The organism is Leeuwenhoekiella sp. ZYFB001 (genome assembly GCF_011784865.1).
Lineage (GTDB): Bacteria > Bacteroidota > Bacteroidia > Flavobacteriales > Flavobacteriaceae > Leeuwenhoekiella > Leeuwenhoekiella palythoae.
Genome location: NZ_CP050460.1, coordinates 2029791 through 2047338, shown reverse-complemented (window position 1 = coordinate 2047338; position 17548 = coordinate 2029791). Strand labels below are relative to the sequence as shown.

At 39.0% G+C, this 17548-nt stretch carries 10 protein-coding genes; 4 read left to right on the top strand and 6 right to left on the bottom strand.

Annotated elements, in window-relative coordinates; all coding sequences use genetic code 11:
* The first annotated feature begins 8 nt into the window (after positions 1–8).
* Positions 9–3344 carry a VCBS repeat-containing protein gene (locus HCN54_RS08940; protein WP_167597454.1) on the top strand — a complete coding sequence of 1112 codons (3336 nt, stop codon included), beginning with the start codon at positions 9–11 and terminating at the stop codon, positions 3342–3344.
* 85 nt (positions 3345–3429) lie between these two features.
* Here the strand turns inward: HCN54_RS08940 and HCN54_RS08935 are convergent, their stop codons facing one another.
* Entirely contained in the window at positions 3430–4569 is a 1140-nt protein-coding gene (locus HCN54_RS08935) for a TlpA disulfide reductase family protein (RefSeq protein ID WP_167597452.1), read from the bottom strand.
* Between the two features lie 279 nt (positions 4570–4848).
* Here HCN54_RS08935 and HCN54_RS08930 point away from each other — a divergent pair, with 279 nt between their 5' ends.
* On the top strand, positions 4849–7221 hold the full coding sequence (locus tag HCN54_RS08930) for a GAF domain-containing protein (protein WP_072979684.1): 2373 nt from the start codon (positions 4849–4851) through the stop codon (positions 7219–7221).
* Positions 7222–7330: 109 nt separating this feature from the next.
* Here HCN54_RS08930 and HCN54_RS08925 read toward each other — a convergent pair whose 3' ends face one another.
* Complete coding sequence (locus HCN54_RS08925) at positions 7331–8536, bottom strand: Pycsar system effector family protein (protein ID WP_167597451.1); 1206 nt, start codon at positions 8534–8536, stop codon at positions 7331–7333.
* A 57-nt stretch (positions 8537–8593) separates the two neighbouring features.
* Here HCN54_RS08925 and HCN54_RS08920 point away from each other — a divergent pair, with 57 nt between their 5' ends.
* Positions 8594–12304 (top strand): metallophosphoesterase, encoded by a 3711-nt coding sequence (locus HCN54_RS08920; protein WP_167597449.1) that lies wholly within the window; start codon positions 8594–8596, stop codon positions 12302–12304.
* Positions 12305–12334: 30 nt separating this feature from the next.
* Positions 12335–13906, top strand: a complete 1572-nt coding sequence (locus HCN54_RS08915; RefSeq protein ID WP_084673018.1) for a bifunctional GNAT family N-acetyltransferase/carbon-nitrogen hydrolase family protein — start codon at positions 12335–12337, stop codon at positions 13904–13906.
* A gap of 33 nt (positions 13907–13939) precedes the next feature.
* Here HCN54_RS08915 and HCN54_RS08910 read toward each other — a convergent pair whose 3' ends face one another.
* The 4 genes from HCN54_RS08910 to HCN54_RS08895 form a co-directional block, all read right to left on the bottom strand.
* Positions 13940–15082 (bottom strand): pentapeptide repeat-containing protein, encoded by a 1143-nt coding sequence (locus tag HCN54_RS08910; RefSeq protein WP_167597447.1) that lies wholly within the window; start codon positions 15080–15082, stop codon positions 13940–13942.
* Positions 15083–15161: 79 nt separating this feature from the next.
* Positions 15162–16025 (bottom strand): SdiA-regulated domain-containing protein, encoded by an 864-nt coding sequence (locus HCN54_RS08905; protein WP_167597446.1) that lies wholly within the window; start codon positions 16023–16025, stop codon positions 15162–15164.
* Between the two features lie 6 nt (positions 16026–16031).
* Positions 16032–16979 carry a mechanosensitive ion channel family protein gene (locus tag HCN54_RS08900; RefSeq protein WP_167597444.1) on the bottom strand — a complete coding sequence of 316 codons (948 nt, stop codon included), beginning with the start codon at positions 16977–16979 and terminating at the stop codon, positions 16032–16034.
* Between the two features lie 34 nt (positions 16980–17013).
* The gene (locus tag HCN54_RS08895) at positions 17014–17505 is read right to left on the bottom strand and encodes a Dps family protein (RefSeq protein WP_072979671.1); all 492 of its coding nucleotides are present in this window, start codon (positions 17503–17505) and stop codon (positions 17014–17016) included.
* Positions 17506–17548 lie beyond the last annotated feature (43 nt).

Genomic DNA, 17548 nt, shown 5'->3' with positions numbered 1-17548 from the left:
AAATAATTATGCTGAAACCTTCCTTTTTAAATGCTGCCAAAGCATTGATAGTATTTATAGTTTTTGCTCAGAATATACAAGCGCAAACTACTAAGCTTTTTGATTTATTACCGACTTCAACCACACAGGTTGATTTTGTGAACGCACTGAATGATTCTCAGACAGCCAATATTCTGATCTATGCCAATTTTTATGGCGGCGGTGGGGTAGGAATAATCGACGTCAATAATGATGGGCTCGAAGATTTGTTTTTTGTAGGCAACTTAGTACCTAACCAGCTTTACCTCAATAAGGGCAATTTTAAATTTGAAAAAATAACCAAAGAAGCAGGAATTGATTTTGACGGAGGCTGGTCTACCGGTGTGACGATCGCTGATGTAAATAACGATGGTTTTCAAGATATTTATGTTAGCCGCGAACTTTATGATGACAAGCCTGAGCTGAGAGCAAATTTGCTTTACATCAATAATCAAGACAATACGTTTACCGAAAGCGCGCAAGCATACGGTGTTGCAGATGAGCAGCGTACGCGGCACGCAACATTTTTGGATTACGATAAAGACGGATTTCTAGATTTACTCTTGCTGACCCAGCCACCCAATCCCGGAAGTTATTCTGACTATAAAGGTACTGACCTGCTTAAGAAAGAATTCCATATTAAATTGTATAAAAACAACAAGGGAACTTCGTTTACCGAAGTTTCTGAAGCTGCAGGAGTGAGCAAATCTGGCTTTCCTAATGCAGTGTCTGCAAGCGATTTTAATAACGATGGATGGACAGACCTCTACATTGCTAATGATTTTGCAGCACCAGATTTTTTCTTTATTAATAATCAGGATGGCACGTTTACTTATAAAACAGAAGAGGCGTTTCAGCATATTCCGTATTACAGTATGGGGGTTGATGTTGCTGATTTTAATAACGACAATTTGTTGGATCTTTTTGTGGTAGATATGGTTGCTCAGGATAATTACCGCCTTAAGTCAAATATGAGTGGTATGAACCCAAAAGCCTTCTGGAAAGTCGTTGACGACGGCGGTCACTATCAATATATGTACAACACGCTTCAAATGAATAACGGTAGCGGCACATTTAGCGATATTGGCCAATACACAGGGATGGCCGCAACCGACTGGAGTTGGGCCAATCTTATTGCTGATTTTGATAATGACGGACTCAAAGATACTTATGTGACTAATGGGTTGCTGCGCGATATTAGAAATACTGATGCTGATAAAGAGGTAGCACATTATATCAACCAACTTACCTTTAAATGGGTACAAGAACATCCTGATGGTGGTGGTATTGAGTCTATTTTTGATATTCTAAAAATTGATGATGTTGTAAAGCTTATTCCTTCTCAGCCTTTAAAAAATTTCGCTTTTAAAAATCAAGGAAACTTAAAATTCACTGAAGCGCAACAGGATTGGGGACTTGATCAACCCTCATTTTCAAATGGGGCCGCTTATGCTGACTTGGATAATGATGGAGATTTGGATATAGTCGTTAATAACATCAATGCAGAAGCCTTTTTGTATAGAAATAATTCCGAAAAAAATGCTAAGGCTAATTACCTTAGAGTAAAACCTATAGGTTTAAATAAATTGGCGACATTAGGTGCCCGAGTATCTGTTTTTACAGATGATGAAACGCAAATGCAGGAGCTTACCAATGTGCGCGGTATTTATTCTACAAGCGAGCAAGTGGCGCATTTTGGTTTAGGTGGAAAAACTCTTGTAGATAGTCTTATTGTTACTTGGCCTAACGGAAAACAGCTGCGTCTAAAGAATGTTAAAGCCAATCAAGAACTAACGCTTTCTATTGCAGATGCTGTAGAAGGAGCGCAGGATCTTTATGCTTTCGGTTTGAAAAATGAAGTTTTTGAAGAAGTTACCGCTGAATTTCCGTTGCAGCTAGAAACACCGGAAAATGAGTATGATGATTTTCAAGAGCAGGTATTGCTTCCGCATAAATTATCACAATTTGGTCCGGCACTTGCCAAAGGAGACATTAATAACGATGGCTTAGAAGATCTTTTTGTTGGCGGCGCAGCAGGAATAGAAGCTTCTTTATTTATTCAAACTAAAGAAGGAGCGTTTATGAAACTTGTCAGTTCGGCATTGGCAAATGATGCGAGTCACGAGGATCTTGATGCTGTTTTCGTTGATATCAATGCTGACGGATTTCAGGATTTATATGTGGTAAGCGGCGGTAATGAAGAAGAAGCTCAAGCTGATTTTTATCTGGACCGCTTGTATTTAAATGATCAAAATAATGGCTTTGTCAAAACAGCGATTACAGATCTGAAGCCTGAAAGCGGGTCTAAAGTTTTACCGGCAGATTATGATGGTGATGGCGATATTGATCTTTTTGTAGCAGGACGAATCAATCCGCATCAATATCCTTTACCGGCGACAAGTCAGTTATTGATGAATGAAGCGGGTACGCTAAGCAACCAAACGACAAACTTAGCGCCGGATTTTAAAGATCTAGGTTTAGTCACAGATGCGGTATGGTCAGACGTTGATCAAGACGGCGACCTCGATCTCTTAGTAGTAGGCGAATGGATGCCGGTCACAGTATTTTTGAATCAAAATAACCAACTTGTAAAACAAGATTTTGCCTCTTTAGCAGATACTTCGGGATGGTGGTTCAGTATAGAGAAAGGGGATTTTGACAAGGATGGAGATGAAGATTTCATCATCGGGAATCTAGGTGAGAATTATAAGTATCAAACCAGTATTGAAAAACCCTTTGACATCTATTATGATGATTTTGATGATAACGGTCGCGGTGATATCGTTTTGGGCTATTATAATGGTGATGGGCATTTCCCGTTACGCGGATTTTCGTGTTCTTCAGAGCAAATACCTAGCTTAAAAAAAGAAATTAAGCAGTACAATATTTTTGCTTCCTTGGAGATTGATGAAGTTTATGGAAAGAAAGATCTAGCACGGTCCTTACATTACAAGGCTGATACATTTAGTTCTATTTATTTAGAGAATACCGGAGGAGACTTTAAAGTGCATCAACTTCCAGAACTTGCACAATTGGCACCCGCAAATGCGATAGTGATCGAAGATTTTAACCAAGATGGAAACCTAGATGCGCTACTCGCCGGAAACTTATTTGTTTCAGAAATTGAAACGCCACGTGCAGATGCGGGCACCGGAGTTTTACTTTTGGGGAACGGTCAGGGCGATTTTACCGCTAAAGCTTCAAAAGACACAGGATTCTTTGCTAATCGTGATGTCAAACAACTGCTACCAATTAAAGTCAAAGAACAGCCATACATTTTAGTAGGGAATAATAATGATAAGGTACAGGCTTTTGAGATCAAGTAATTCAAAAGTTTAAAAATATCAACAAAAGAAAAGCCTTAAACATTGCGTTTAAGGCTTTTTTATGCTTGTTAGAAGGTTGTATGAATTAGCCTTCTCCTAATAATTCTTGCATTTTAGAAACTAAAGCATCACCGCGCAAATTCTTGTCGATGATCACCCCATTTTCATCTAAAAGATAGGTTGCAGGTATTGCTGTTACTCCATATTTGCGAGCCACTGGATCTTGCCATTCCATTAGATTAGATACGTGATACCAGTTCATCTTATCATTTTCAATAGCCGCAAGCCATTTGTCTTTTGCAGAGGCTCGGTCTAGAGAAACACTAATGATATTTAATCCTTTTTCGTGATAGGTGTTGTAAACCGAAACCACATTTGGATTTTCTTGACGGCAAGGTTTGCACCAGCTCGCCCAGAAATCAATGATCGTATATTTTCCCATCGCATCTTTAAGAGCAAGATCACCCCCGTCAGGTGTTGGCGCGCTAAACTCAGGTGCTTTATTGCCTATTTCAGCCTGAGATGCAGCAGCTTCTTGTGATTTTAGCTGTGCGATCATCTCGCTGAGTTTTTTTCCTTTTTCGGTTTCTTGTAAGGTAGTATCAAGACTTTCAAAAAGCGCTTCGGCTTCGCCGGAATCAATAGCGCGAGTTCCTACTAGATCTGAAAGAATGATCACACTTACGAATTCTCCGGGATGTTCTTCGATCAATTTAAGGCGTCTGCGGGTGTCAGCTTCATTGATCTGGTCAAATTCATTGCGTATGATTGTCACTTTAGAAGTGTCACCACTTTGCATTGCAGCCATTCCTTCTTCTTGAAGCTTTTGTTTTTCTTTATTTGACGCGACAACATCATCATAATACAACTTAAAAAAGTCATTTTCAGAACCGCCTTTTACTTCAGAAGTATACAAACTGTCTTTGTAAGCCTTAACCGTGATCTCTTCATTTTCAGCAATAAGAATCACGTTTCCGCGCGCACCTTCAAAGCTAAGCACCATCATTTCTGGAGCTGCTACAGGCTCTGGGGTAAAATTGAATTTCCCTTCTTTAATTACTGTGGTATCTACATTCTGTAACTGATTATTTGCATCTATTTTTTGCAGGAAAACGTTAGTACCGTTATTGATGTCAGGAGTGGTACCGGTAATCTTAAACTTCCCTTCAGAAGCACACGATAGAAGTACGATTGCGGTTGCAACTACTAAAAAAAGTTTATTCATTATTTACGAGTTAAATTAGGCCTGCAATATACAGGATTTTAAGGTTTATTGACGCTGCCAAAAGGTTTAAAACGCCTAGGCTGCCCCAGAATTGAAATTATGTTTCTAACCAATACCTCAAGGGCTTTGCCCAAACTTAAATTAGAAGTTATGGCAGGTCTTTAAAAAAGGGCTTGATATTTGATCTTACTTGCGTGTAAGTTTAAACCTTTGTTAAAGACCAATAGGTTCTAACGGGTTCCCCACAATTTTAGTATTTTGAATAGAAACAATCAGGCTATGGAAGATTTACAGGAGTTTCCACTACAGGTGCAGTTAAGCTTTTCTAAGTTACTTGAAGAGTTTAAGGTGCGTATGCAGCAGTCGCAAAATGAGGTGACTAAAGATTACCTCAAAGCGGTTCTGGATTATGCCGAAAGCTATCCTGAACTGATTAATGGTATTGAGCACACAGATAAGATTGATGAATATGAGGAGGTATTAAGTACGCTTTTAGACAATCTTTTCCCTGCGGCGCTTACTAAGAATGAGATCAAAGCGGCAACAATGCCGTTTATGAATAAGATTTTTAATCCTACAAAACGATTTGCTGCCATTATGAAGGACGCAGGTGAGGATTTTGATCTTTCGATCAGAAATCTTGATCCTGCATATTATTATATCATAGGTTGTGTGGTTATTTTAAATAGTTATTACAACTATGATATCGATTTTAAGCGTCCCGTATTTTATGAAATTCCCGATAAAAATGGTGTGATTCGTACGTATAGAGCGTCTATCAATGCTGATTTTACGTTTTGTGAACCTACCGAAGAAGCGGTAGAAATCACTCCGGAAATTGTAGATAAGCTGATTGAGAATGGCAATGATTTTAAATTATGGAAAGAGTATTTTCCTCCCAATAGCTGGATTTTAAAAGGGATTACCATTCTTAACCTTACAGATGTTACAGTTGATGATTCTATTTCTGATCTAAAGAGTACATTGCTCGCACAGAAAAATATTAAGAAAGATGCTGTACAGCAGTTCCAAAGTATTTTCAGTTCAATTTTTAATATTCCGGACTTACAGGTAGGTTTTACCGAATTTGATAAGGATGAAGAATGTTTTATGCGAATGAATAACGGCATCGGTTACAGTTTTATCTTAAACGATAAAATGCGTACCGATTGTCGTCAGAGCATGTGCGATTGTTCCTATGATACGCTTATAAAAGACAAAAAGTATTTTGTGATTCCTGATGTTGATGAATATGCAGTTAAGCATAAAACTAATTTGCTTGCTAAAAATCTTCAGGAACAAGGAATCAAAAGTTGTATTCTGGCGCCTATTTCCCGCGGAAATGAATTGCTTGCGGTACTGGAGCTTGTTTCTTCTAAACGCAACAGTTTACACAGCTTAAACGCTACCAAACTAGACGATGTAATGCCGTATATAGTTTCTACGGTTGAGCGGAAAAAGTTTGAATTAGAAAACCGAATTAAAGCGGTAATTCAAAGTGAATGTACCAGTATTCACCCAAGTGTTTTATGGGTTTTTGAGGAAGAAGCAAGACGTTTTATAGCGAATCAAAACCAAGGTAAATTTGCTGCTTTTAAAGATATAGCCTTTGAAGATGTGTATCCGCTATATGGTCAGATCGATATTGTAGGGAGTAGCGAAGAGCGTAATAAAGCGATTCAGCAGGATATTTTGATTCAGCTGAAAATGGTTTACGATATTCTTGACCTCGCCATTGCTACGGCACCAATGCCTATCTATGAGCAGGTGAAATTTAGAATCGAAGAGTTTACTGCTGAGATCACTGAACGCTTGAATGCAAATAGTGAAAGCGAGGTTTTTGCATTGCTGCAAGAAGAGGTAAATCCTTTGTTAAGTCATTTGAACACTAAAATTCCTGAGCTTAAGAAAGCCATTGATAACTATAAAGCTTCGATCAACAAAGACACCGGACTCATCTACGAGAATCGTAAAAATTATGATGATACGGTGCAATTGATCAATCAGAATCTGGCAACCTTTTTAGATCGAAAGCAGCAAGAAGCACAACAGATCTTTCCGCATTATTTTGAGCGCTATAAAACAGACGGCGTTGATCATAATATTTATATCGGGGCTTCTATGACTCCGAAAGAGAAGTTCAATAAGGTTTATTTGTATAACTTAAGATTGTGGCAATTATGCACGATGTGCGAGATGGAAAATCATTTCTATCACAAACAGGAAGGTGCAGAATTGCAACTTGATGCGGCTTCGCTTATTCTGGTTTTCAGCACTACATTATCTATCAGATACCGAATGGATGAAAAGAAATTTGATGTGGATGGTACGTATAATGCCCGCTACGAAATTATTAAAAAGCGAATTGACAAAGCACTGGTAAAAGGTACCGATGAGCGCATAACGCAAAAAGGAAAAATTGCGATCATTTACTCGCAAGACGCTGATGCCGAAGAATACACACGCTACATTCATTACCTGCAGCGTAAAGAGTATTTAGGTACTGAAGTAGAATATCTTGAACTAGAAGATGTACAAGGTGTTGTAGGTTTAAAAGCGATCCGGGTTAATGTACTTTATACTTCTAAGTTGCCACGCACCAATGAAGAAGAAACTATTACTTACGAGGATTTAATGGAGATTCTTGATTAATTCGAGTAAAACATAGACATAAAAAAGCCCCAATTTGGGGCTTTTCTTATTGGTAAATTCAATTAATATACTATCTGAAGCATTTTTGATTATAGTGTTTCTGTAGTGTTTAGATCAACCAGAATGCGATTATAAAACTTATTACCGAAACGATTATCCCAACCATAAACACGGTGTAGGTTTTTCTAAGTAAGAGGTACTTTTTATTCAGTACAACACCTAACAGGTATAAATCTTTAGTCAGTGCTTCATAAATATAATCCTTATCATAAATGATCTCGTTGATCGCCCACTGGTACTGGTCGTATTTCATTTTATGAAAATTCCCAAAGAATAAAATATTCACTTGTTTCTTTTTCACTTGTTCTCTTGTAAATTCTCCCGAAGTAACATTGGGTCGGGTAGAAAGAATAGACATAATGATCGAAGCCACACTAAAAACTACAAGGATTAGCGTAGGAATTAACAAGTGACGATTACTTGGCGCATCCAACTTTGGGATCATGTTAGATAAAGCTAGTGAAATAATAATCGCATTTACGGAGAGCAGAATGTTTGCTTTCGTATCTGCAATATCACTCAGTTTGATATGGTTTCTCAAAGTAGTTCGATAAAGCGTCTGTACGCCACGATCAGGGCTTTCGTCTTTAAATTTTGCTTTGAGTTTGGCTTTAACCTCTTCTTTACGGTATTTTTTCTTTTTCTTTTTTTCTTTCTTAAGAAGAGAAATCAGGTTCTCGTCTTTTTGGTTTTTCCAGTTGCGGGCAGCATAATCCGTGTAAAACTTATGCTTGTGCGTGAACATTTGTATGTTTTCTTCGCGCCACTCTGCCGGAGTAAACTTTTTGGTTTCCGTTAGTAATAATTCTTGACGTAAAAATTCACTGGTTTGAGCGTAGTACTCTTTTGCAAAATGTGAATTATCAGCATCTTTTAAAATGCACTCTAATTCGTTTTTTGGCTCAACACCCATTTTAGTAGAAGCGATGAGCTCAACCACTAGTTTTTGGGTGTCGGCATCTACGCCTTCTTTGGTCATATACTCTTTAGCGATATCAATGCTAGCCTCTTCGTGACCATCACGCGTTACCGTATAACCCGTATCATGCATCCACGCTGCAAGGATTAATGCCTCTTTCTGTTTAACATTAATTTGAGAATTTTCGATGATTTCCTTTGTACTTTTAACAACTCTCACAGTATGATTATAGTTGTGATAGAGATAGCTGTTAGGAAGTTTTTCCTTGAAAAGTTCTAAAACAAATTGATCTGCTTTCGAAAAAGATTTTATCGGTTTTTCTGCTGTTTCAGCCATAGAGTATCTTGGTTAAAGTAAGGGAAAATACGAAAAAGAATTTCCAAAATAATTTGCATGATAAAAAATAACATACTTCTAACACTTGTCATACTCTTACTTTTTTCGGCTTGTGCCACTTACACTTCCAGATATAAAGACGGCGTAGAACAAGGGATTTACCCCACTTCAAAAAAGATAGATCGTACCTTTTATTTGCTGGGCGATGCAGGGAATTCTGAAATGGGTGAAAGCACAGAAGGAATCAAATTATTTAAGAAATTTTTAGACAAAGCAAATGACGATTCGTCATTTGCTATTTTTTTGGGCGATAATATTTATCCGGTAGGAATGCCTCCCGAAGGCGATGAAGAGCGTGCCTTAGCGCAGCACAGACTGGACGCACAGGTAGAAACCTTTTCAGAATATACGGGAACGCCCATTTTTATCCCCGGAAATCACGACTGGTACAACGATCATTTACACGGGCTGAACCGCCAAGAAGAATATCTCAAGAAAATTACCGGCCTAGATGATATTTTCTTGCCTAAAGATGGTTGTCCTTTGGTGAGTTATGACATCAATGAGACGGTGCATATGTTGCTTATTGATACGCAATGGTATCTAGAGGATTGGGATAAAAGTCCTAAGATCAATGACAATTGCGACAATATTAAAGACCGCGAGAAATTTTTTATTGAGCTGGAAGGTGAGATCAAAAAGAATCAGCACAAAACACTGGTGATCGCGATGCATCACCCTATGTTTACTAATGGTGTGCACGGGGGTAAATTTGCTCTTGATAAACATTTATATCCATCGCAGCAGAAAATTCCTTTGCCTATCTTGGCTTCGCTCGTGACGCAAATTCGTACCCAAGGTGGAGTTTCAAAGCAAGACCGTTTTAATGAGAAATACAACGAGTTGATGAAGCGTTTACGCGTATTGGCGCAGACGCATAATAAAACCATTTTTGTTTCTGGGCACGAGCACGGTTTGCAGTACATAGAGCACGATGAAGTAAGGCAGGTGGTTTCAGGCTCCGGTTCAAAATCTTCGTACGCTTATTTAGGTAATGACGGACTCTTCAGCTCAGATTATGAAGGTTTTGCAAAACTCGATATTTTTGAAGATGGTTCGGCGTGGGTACAATACTATGGTACCGATCAAGAAAACGGCGAGCCGGTTTTGTTTTTTCAGAAAGAAGTTTTTCCTCCAGATCCTATATCAGATTATTCTAGGCTGTCCACCAGCTTTCCGCAGACGATAAAAACTTCGGTGTATTCTATTGAAGAGACTGAGCGTTCTGAGCTTTTTGAGAGTGTTTGGGGAGAGCATTATCGTGAAGTCTATGGCAAGCAAGTTACTGCGCCCGTAGCTCTTTTAGATACGCTTTATGGCGGACTGGAGGTCGTACGACCCGGAGGCGGACATCAGACGGTTTCACTTCGGTTAAAGGATAAAAGCGGAAGAGAATACAATATGCGCGCCTTGCGTAAAAGCGCTGTGCAATTTCTACAGAAGGTTATTCTCAAAGAAAATGCTGACGTAGAAGAAGATCTTGACAACACCTTGCCAGAATCGTTGATTCAGGATTTTTATACTTCAGCGCACCCGTATGGAGCTTTTGCAATCCCAAGACTGAGTGAAGCTGCACAGGTACTGCACACCACTCCAAAATTGTACTATGTGCCCAAACAGCCCGCATTAGAAAAGTATAATGAAGATTATGGCGATCAATTGTATATGATCGTTGAGCGGCCGGCAAAAGAATACAGCGGAGCCACGTTCTCTTACCCCGATGATATAGAAAGTACAGATGATATTCTAGATAAATTACGCAGTGACGAGGAGAATATTGTGGACGAGCAAGCTTATATACGTGCCCGTATGTTTGATATGCTTGTGGGAGATTGGGATCGCCACAACGACCAATGGCGCTGGGCAGAGTATAAAGATCAAAACGGTAAAGATATTTTTGTGCCCATTCCCAGAGATCGGGATCAAGTGTTTACCAATTTTGATGGAGCCATCCTAGATATTGCCCGTACCTTATTTGGGATGGCACGACAGTTTCAGGTTTATGATGAAAATCTGGATGATATGAAGTGGTTCAACAATGCCGGTATAAAACTAGACCGTGCTTTGGCTCAACGCTCGGGAAGAGTAGTTTGGCATAAAGAAGCACAGTTTATAAAAGAGCATGTTACAGATGAGGTAATAGAAGAAGCTTTTAGAGATCTTCCGCCAGAAGTAAGAAGCGGTGAGTCAATAGACGAGATTAAGAAGAATCTAAAGGGGCGTCGTGATAATCTTGTCGCTATTGCAGAATCTTTTTATGATTATTTGGTAGAGCTTCAAATGGTGGTGGGGACAGATAAAGATGACTATTTTGAAATCACCAGAGCAGACGATGCTACCCGCGTGCAGGTCTGGAGAATCAAAAAAGGAGAAAAGGCAGACTTGATGCATGATCGCACGTATGCATCAAAAGAAACGAAACAATTATGGATTTATGGTCTTGATGACGATGACGTTTTTGAAGTAAACGGAGCGGGAAGAAATCCTATTTTTCTGCGTATCATTGGTGGGCAAAACAATGATGTTTATCGTATTAACAACGGCCGAAAGATCAAGGTGTATGACCACGAAAGTTTACCTAACACGATTGAAGCGCGCGGAGGGGCGAACTTTAGACTGACTGACGTTTACGATTACAATACGTACGACTATCAAAAGCAAATTTTACGTACCAACGGTTTGACTCCGGCGTTTGGATACAATCCTGATAATGGGGTGAGTCTTGGTTTAACTGACGTTTATACTGTGCAAGGTTTTAGACAGAATCCTTTCTCACAACAGCACCGTTTTAAAATGTTATACTTTTTTGCAACAAGCGGATTAGATTTTACGTATAACGGGGAGTTCGCAGGTATTATGAATGATTGGAATTTAACGCTGGGAGCACGCTATACCACACCTAATTACGCCCGAAACTTTTTTGGTTACGGCAATGAGTCGGTGAATAATGATGATGCGTTAGGAATGAATTTTAATCGGGTGCGTTTAAGCAGAATGGAAGCTTCTGTGGGGCTTCTTAGAAATTCAGATTATGGTAGCACTTTTTCAATACAAGCGCTTTTTGAAGGTATTCGAGTAGCAGACAACGCGTTGAGATACATAGATTTTGTGGACATTATTGAGCAAGAAGAGCGGAAATATTTTGGTACCGTTGATGCCACTTATGAATACCACAGTGCAGATAATGCATTAGCACCAACCCGTGGAATGGACTTTATCCTCAATGGTGGTTTTACTAATAGTTTGAGTGATAGCGGTAATCGCTTTGCGTACCTTAATCCGAGTATGGGATTTTATAACGCCATAAGTGCAAACCGTAAACTAGTGCTTAAGACGCTTGCACGTGGGCAATTTAGATTTGGTGACGATACCGAGTTTTATCAGGCGGCTACCTTGGGGCAATCTAGTGGTTTGCGTGGTTATCGTTTTGACCGTTTTACGGGTAATAGTGCATTTTCGGCGACCGGCGATGTACGGTATGCGTTTGATACTTTTAAAACCGGATTCTTACCGCTTCAGATTGGTGTATTTGGAGGTTATGATATTGGTAGAGTATGGTCTGATGTAGATCAAGATTCAGAAAAATGGCATGATAGCTACGGAATTGGGTTCTGGGTAAATAGTGCAGATGCGCTTAGCGGAACTTTCAATTTATTCAAATCTAGCGAGGGCTACCGTGTTTCCTTCGGATTTGGTTTTAATTTTTAAGAAATAATTTCGCCGTAAGGCTTAACGAATATGAAAGAGATAGACAATATAGATAATATGGAGAGTTCGGAAAAACGCGAGCGCATAGACACCATTAACTTAGAGTACCTCAAAGTCAAAGATTTTGAGGAGCTTAAAGAGATTATGATTGCGGTATACCCAAACATCCCGGATCCGTATTGGAAGAAAAAAGACTTGCAAAAACTGGTTTCTATTTTTCCGGAAGGTCAGGTGGTCGTGAAGGTGAATGGGGAAATCGCCGGGTGCGCGCTTTCGATCATTGTGGACTATGACAAGTTTTCTGATGCGCATACTTATATGCAGATCACCGGGAATGAAAGTTTTAGCACCCATACCCCAAAGGGAAATGTACTGTATGGTATAGATATTTTTATTTCGCACAAATACCGCGGTATGCGTATAGGTCGCCGCCTTTATGATTATCGAAAAGAATTGTGTGAAAACCTCAATCTAGAACGTATTGTTTTTGGCGGAAGATTGCCCAACTATCATCAATACGCAAAAGACTTAAGTCCGAAGGCATACATCGAGAAAGTGCGCAGTAGAGAGATCAATGATCCTGTACTTGATTTTCAATTGAGTAATGATTTTCACGTTAAACGTATCATCACCAATTACCTGGAAGGAGACAAGCAGTCCAAAGAATATGCTGCGCTCTTGGAGTGGGATAATATCTATTATCAAAAACCGGCAAAAAAGCCAAATGCGATCAAAACGGTGGTGCGTTTAGGCCTGGTACAATGGCAAATGCGTACCTATAAAAACTTTGAAGAACTTTTTGAGCAGGCGGAGTATTTCATTGATACCATTTCCGGGTATCGATCAGATTTTGCGCTGTTTCCTGAGTTTTTTAATGCACCACTTATGGCGGCGTATAATCATCTTTCTGAGCCGGAAGCCATACGAGAATTGGCAAAATATACTGAGCGTATCAGGGATCGTTTCAGCGAACTTTCCGTTAGTTATAACATCAACATCATTACCGGTAGTATGCCGTATATGGAAGATGGAACGCTCTATAACGTGGGCTTTTTATGTAAACGTGACGGTACGATCGAAAAGTTTTACAAACTACACGTAACTCCTGATGAAGCTAAAGCTTGGGGAATGAGTGGTGGCGAAAAACTCAAAACTTTTAATACCGATTGTGGTAAGATTGGGATTTTAATCTGCTACGATGTTGAATTCCCTGAATTAGGGCGTTTGCTAGCCGATGAAGGGATGGATATTCTTTTTGTGCCTTTCTTGACCGATACGCAAAATGGATATAGTCGCGTGCGGCATTGTGCTCAAGCGCGTGCTATTGAAAATGAGTGTTACGTGGCGATCGCCGGAAGTGTAGGTAACATTCCGAAGGTGCATAATATGGACATGCAATTTGCGCAAAGTATGGTGTTGACGCCTTGCGATTTTCAGTTTCCAACAAATGGAGTAAAGGCCGAAGCTACACCTAATGCTGAGATGATCCTTGTTGCTGATGTGGATCTTGATCTATTGAAAGAGTTGAACCAATTTGGAAGCGTTCACAATTTAGTAGACCGAAGAAAAGATCTATTTCAACTAAAATGGAAGAAAAAGTAAATAATTTAGAGCAAGCCTAAGTTCAATAAACTGCTAGTTATCAATGGGCAGCAATTGATAATGGTCGTCATCAATCTCGACAACTTCAAAGTTTGAAAATAACCATTCACTTTGATCTTTATTGAGTTGTTGAGTTGCATCACGCTCAAAGGTTTCGTTCACTCTGGCGTTAGTAAGGTCTGCATCCAAGAGTTTGGTTTTCAATAAGCTTGCGTTGCGTAAATCTGTTGAAGATAGATTTGCGTTTTGCAGGTTTGCATAATCAAGAATAGTATTTTGTAAAATTGCTTGCTCAAGATTAGCATCTTTAAAACTTACATAGGTAAGATTGGTCTCGTGTAACCACGCATTTTGCAAATTTGCTTTTTCAAAATCTGTACCGTTAAAGCTCGAATTTCTTAAATCAGCATTTGCTAGGTTGATTTGGATCAAATCAGCACCTTTTAATGAGAGGTTGCGCAATTCTGCGTAAGTAAAATCTAGACGCTCAATAAGTCTTCCGTTAGACCGAGAGCGGGTGCTCGTATTGAGATTGATACCGGTTTCTAATAATGAAACTAACAAATATCCACGCTCCGGACTGGTGACACGTGCGATCAAACTATCGTTTTCTAAATATTTATAAGGTTTCAGCATCTTGCTTAAAGAAATCAGTCGGCCTGCGGTGGCGTCATCAATGGCATTAGCACTACTTCGGGAAACATCCGTGTTAATTTCCTTCAGCATATTATCCATAATAAGTAGCGTCTGCCCGCGACGATCTGCTTCCTGCAAATAGGTTTGTTGATCTAAGCGCTTATTTTGTTGTTTAAACATTTCGCTTTGACCGGTAATCAGGGTGTTCTGTTTTCCTAAATAATACGTTTGAAAAATGAGTAGGATAGAAGGGAGGATGGCTGTGAGAATCAACAAAAATCCTACGCGCGTAAGACGTATAATTATACTGCTCAATAAATCTGAAAGCGTTTCGCGCGAAACCCGTTGCTGCTCTGCGATCTCGTCCAGAAACTTCTCAATACTTTTTTTGAGTTGCGCTCCTAAGATCATTCCAGACGAACGTTTAAGAAAATTCCAGCCGAGTTTGCGGCGGTTTTTATTTTTATTTTCTTGTCGGTCTAGCTGTTCTTTGAGCTTTAGATTTTCTGCTTCTAGTTGAGAAAGGCGTTCTTCAAGCATAATTTAAACATTGATAAAGCTTAAAAATACTATAAACGCATCCGTTAACAGAATGTTGCTTAGATATTTTAGTAGGGTGTTAATCTAGCGAAAATTCATAAAAATTGCCGCCGGTTTGTGCACGGCGTTCATCAACAAGATATAAGGTAGAATTATTTTTAAAGGCAACCCCTTCTTTTTGTGAATTGTAGCCTAGATCATAGGTTTTAATGTTTCCGGAGAAGAAGCGTTCACCATCAAAATCAGAAAGAATCAAAACTTTGTTGGTAGTAAGAAGCGCGATTTTACTTCCATCTTCAGAAATATCTGCACCGGTAATAGCGCACGTATTTAGATCATCACAAACGTAATACTCATCGATCAATTCTGCTTCGAAAGTGCCCGGGAGTGCAGGTAATTTGTAGACTTTTGTGATTCCATCAAAATTACGGCTGCGGTTGCGGGTAAACATATAGAGGTATTCGTCCTTATAGATCAACGCTTCAATATCAAAATTCAGGTTTTTTAAACTAGGTGGATAATCTTCCTGATCGGAAAGGGTAAAGGTTATTTTTTGAGCTTTTAGCGATTCACGTTGTTGCGCTAGATTGGCAAAGTTTGGAATGATGTATATAAACTGATCTTCGCGGTCATTTTCATTATTTCCGGTATCAGAAATATATAGTGTACCGCTAGAGTCCTTAGTTAAATCTTCCCAGTCTTCATTAGGCGCATTGCTAATTGTAATCTCACGGATAATATTCCCTGACGGATCTAAACCGTAAATAAAATTTGGATTACCGTGATCGGTCGCGGTATAGATCAAAGAATCATTGGAGAATACCGCAAGTCCGGAAATTTCAGCTAAGCTTCGGTCTAAGTCTCCTTTCTTTTTCAGTTTCCCATAATCCTGGCAACTGCAAAGCATTAATACACTTAAGCTGAAGAAAAAGAAAGTTTTCATTGGTATTTAAGCTTCAGCAGAATCAGATCCGTTAGAATTGGCAATAGTAATAGTTTCTGATCTGAATTTATTCTTGCCAAAATCTAATGTGCGAATTGGGAATGGAATATTGATATCATTAGCATCAAATGCTTTCTTGATCGCAATGATCGCGCGGTCTTGGGCGATGAGCATATCTCTGCGCTTCGTAACCGGCGCCCAAAAGCGTGCAACAAAGTTTATTGAGCTATCACCAAAACCTTCGTAATAAAACTCAATTTCTTCAGGAGATTGTTGTTCAAACTCCTTGGTAAGCGTTTCTAGGGTAAGTTTTTTTACTGCTTCCAAGTCACTTTCATAGCCTACGCCACAATTGATAAACACTCTGGAACGTGCAGTTTGACTCCAGTTTTTAAATGGAGAATCAACAATACTAGAGTTTGGAATGATAACATAATTGTTATCAGATTGTTTTAGGGTAACATTTCGCAGGGTAATTTCTTCAACAACACCCGCATAGTCATTAGATTCAACCCAGTCTCCCAATTGAAGCTTAGGCATAAAACTTAAAATAACTCCGCTAAAGGTGTTATTTAATGTTCCTTGAAGGGCTAGACCAATTGCCAAACCAACAACACCTGCACCTGCAAGAACAGAGGTAAGCACTTTATCAAGATCCATTACGCCAAGGGCAATAAAGAAGCCAATGAGAACAGTAATGGCAAAAGCTGTTTGCCCCGCCATTGTTTTAATCGAATCTTGACTCACACTGCGCATCAAAATATTGCGCACAAATTTTGAAACGTATTTTGCGACGTACCAAAATATAATGAATACCAGTACGGCGACTAAGAAATTAGGCAACTTTAATATTATGCTTTCACCCCAGCTTTGAAGCTTTTCGATTAATTTGTATAGGTCAAAACCTAAAAAGGTTAAATCTGAATTTTGTGTTTCTTCTTGAAGTAAAAGCATAATATATATTGGTTGGTTCATTATCTGTTATAAGTTACGATTTTTTGTGCGTACCGGATTTTGTCATTCTCCAAGAGTCGAGCATCCAGCTGGTTTTTTCTAACTCTCTGATGTATGCACCAAGCAGGTCAATTGTACCTTCATCACCACCTTTGTCTGCAAATTCTACAGTTTTACGCATTTGAGTAAGCAACTTTCCGTGATCGTTCAGCAAAATATCGATCATCTCAAGATCAGCGGTTTCACTGGGAGATTCTTCAATATTAGCCATTTTTAAGTATTGAGATAAGTGACTTACAGGCTGGTATCTTAAAGTTAAGATACGTTCTGCAACTTCATCGATCTTAATCAGCGTGTCGTTGTACATTTCTTCAAACTTTTCGTGAAGGTCAAAGAAATTCTCACCAACTACATTCCAGTGAAAGTTTCTCAATTTTTGATAATACAGATGATAATCTGCTAAGAGTGTGTTGAGTTGTTCAACCGTTTCTTTAGTTCTATTCTTATCGAGATTTAAATAGTTCATGATTTAAAATATTAAATATGTACCTCAAAATTACTATTGATTT

Coding starts and splice junctions, on each gene's coding strand:
- HCN54_RS08940 (WP_167597454.1), top strand. CDS start 9: ATGCTGAAACCTTCCTTTTTAAATGCTGCCAAAGCATTGATAGTATTT.
- HCN54_RS08935 (WP_167597452.1), bottom strand. CDS start 4,569: ATGAATAAACTTTTTTTAGTAGTTGCAACCGCAATCGTACTTCTATCG.
- HCN54_RS08930 (WP_072979684.1), top strand. CDS start 4,849: ATGGAAGATTTACAGGAGTTTCCACTACAGGTGCAGTTAAGCTTTTCT.
- HCN54_RS08925 (WP_167597451.1), bottom strand. CDS start 8,536: ATGGCTGAAACAGCAGAAAAACCGATAAAATCTTTTTCGAAAGCAGAT.
- HCN54_RS08920 (WP_167597449.1), top strand. CDS start 8,594: ATGATAAAAAATAACATACTTCTAACACTTGTCATACTCTTACTTTTT.
- HCN54_RS08915 (WP_084673018.1), top strand. CDS start 12,335: ATGAAAGAGATAGACAATATAGATAATATGGAGAGTTCGGAAAAACGC.
- HCN54_RS08910 (WP_167597447.1), bottom strand. CDS start 15,082: ATGCTTGAAGAACGCCTTTCTCAACTAGAAGCAGAAAATCTAAAGCTC.
- HCN54_RS08905 (WP_167597446.1), bottom strand. CDS start 16,025: ATGAAAACTTTCTTTTTCTTCAGCTTAAGTGTATTAATGCTTTGCAGT.
- HCN54_RS08900 (WP_167597444.1), bottom strand. CDS start 16,979: ATGCTTTTACTTCAAGAAGAAACACAAAATTCAGATTTAACCTTTTTA.
- HCN54_RS08895 (WP_072979671.1), bottom strand. CDS start 17,505: ATGAACTATTTAAATCTCGATAAGAATAGAACTAAAGAAACGGTTGAA.